The organism is Kytococcus sp. HMSC28H12, from assembly GCF_001816045.1.
Classification (GTDB): domain Bacteria; phylum Actinomycetota; class Actinomycetes; order Actinomycetales; family Dermatophilaceae; genus Kytococcus; species Kytococcus schroeteri.
The window spans coordinates 1-1,622 of sequence record NZ_KV824309.1; the positions used below are offsets into that span (position 1 = coordinate 1).

Consider the following 1,622-nt stretch of genomic DNA (forward strand, 5'->3'; position numbering starts at 1 on the left):
GCCCCCTCCGTCACCGGAGGGGGCCGCCGCCGTGCGATGGGGTGCCGCGTCAGCCGCGGACGCCGGCCTCCACGAACGGCGGCTTCACGAGCTCGCCGGCCACCTCACGGCCGCGCACGTCGATGACGACCTCGTCACCGAAGGTGTGGGAGCGGTCCACCAGCGCGATGGCGATGCCGTGGCCCAGGGTGGGCGAGAAGGTGCCGGAGGTGACCACCCCGATGACCGTGCCGTCGGTGGCCCTCACCTCGTTGCCCTCACGCGGGATGCCGCGACCGGTCACCTTGATGCCGCGGTTCAGGCGGCCGGACTTCTCCGCGCGCTGGGCCGCCAGGGCCTCCTTGCCCCAGAAGGCCTCCTTGTCCCAGCCGACGGCCCAGGCGTTGCGGGCCATCACCGGGGAGATGTCCACCGAGAGCTCGTGGCCGTGCAGCGGGTAGCCCATCTCGGTGCGCAGCGTGTCGCGGGCACCCAGGCCGGCGGGCAGGCCGCCCACCTCGGCGGCAGCGGCCACGAGGGCCTCCCACAGCTCGGCGGTGGCGTCCCAGGGGCAGACCAGCTCGTAGCCCTTCTCACCGGTGTAGCCGGAGCGGCAGACGACCACCTCGTGGCCCTTCCACTGCGCGTCGAGGAAGGACATGAAGTCCGGGTGGTCCACCGGCAGGCCGAGGGCGGTCATGACCTCGTCGGCCTTCGGGCCCTGCACGGCGACGATGCCGTGCTGGGTGTGCTCGTCGGAGACGGTCACCTCCGGGGCGCGCTCGGCCGCGGCCTCGGTGAGCAGGCGGGCCACCTGGGTGGCGTTGGCGGCGTTGGGCACGAGGAACACGTCGTCCTCGGAGCGCAGGTACTGGATCAGATCGTCGACGACACCACCGGACTCGTTGCAGCACATCGTGTACTGCGCCTTGCCCGGCTCGATGCGGGTGAGGTCGTTGGTGAAGCAGGAGTTGACGAAGGCCGCCGCACCGGGACCGGAGACGCGGACCTTGCCCATGTGCGAGACGTCGAAGAGCCCGACGGCCTCGCGGGTGGCGTTGTGCTCGGCCTTGACGCCGCCGCCGGGGAACTCGATGGGCATGTCCCAGCCACCGAAGTCGGCCATCTTGGCGCCGCGGGCGACGTGGGCCTCGTGGAGGGGGGAGTGACGGAGGGAGGAGTCGGTCATGTGCGCACCGTACCCGCCCGGACGTGACGTGGATCGCACCGCGCGTACGATCGGTGCCACTGTGGCCCGGCGGCCGAGTCGCCGGGCCGTCTGGAGCGCGAACCGATCCCGATCCGAGGAGACCTGATGACGAGCGTGCCCTTCGAGCTGTCCCCCTTCGACCTCGAGCTCACGACGGCCACCGAGGCCCCGGCCGAGGCCACCGCCGACGCCCTGGTGCTGGGCGCCTGGCAGGTGGACGGCAAGGCCGAGCTGGCCGCCGCCGACCTGCCCGCCGAGGCCACCGAGGCCCTGGCCGCCGCCCTGACCACGCTCAAGGCCACCGGCGCCGTGGACTCCACGACCGTGCTCGCCGGCGCCCCCGGCGTGTCCGCCACCCTCGTCGTGGTGGCAGGTCTGGGCAAGCAGGCCGACGCGACCACCGACCGCCTGCGCCGCGCCGCCGGTGCCGCCG

2 protein-coding genes are annotated in these 1,622 nt (G+C 73.2%); one reads left to right on the forward strand and one right to left on the reverse strand.

Features of this window, described 5'->3' with window-relative positions; genetic code table 11:
* Positions 1–49: 49 nt before the first annotated feature.
* Positions 50–1,168, reverse strand: a complete 1,119-nt coding sequence (gcvT, locus tag HMPREF3099_RS02310) for a glycine cleavage system aminomethyltransferase GcvT (protein ID WP_070703581.1) — start codon at positions 1,166–1,168, stop codon at positions 50–52.
* 126 nt (positions 1,169–1,294) lie between these two features.
* Between gcvT and HMPREF3099_RS02315 the strand changes: the two genes are divergently transcribed.
* Positions 1,295–1,622 (forward strand): M17 family peptidase N-terminal domain-containing protein (locus HMPREF3099_RS02315; protein ID WP_305778342.1); only part of this gene is annotated, 328 nt, incomplete at its 3' end.

Coding starts and splice junctions, on each gene's coding strand:
- gcvT (WP_070703581.1), bottom strand. CDS start 1,168: ATGACCGACTCCTCCCTCCGTCACTCCCCCCTCCACGAGGCCCACGTC.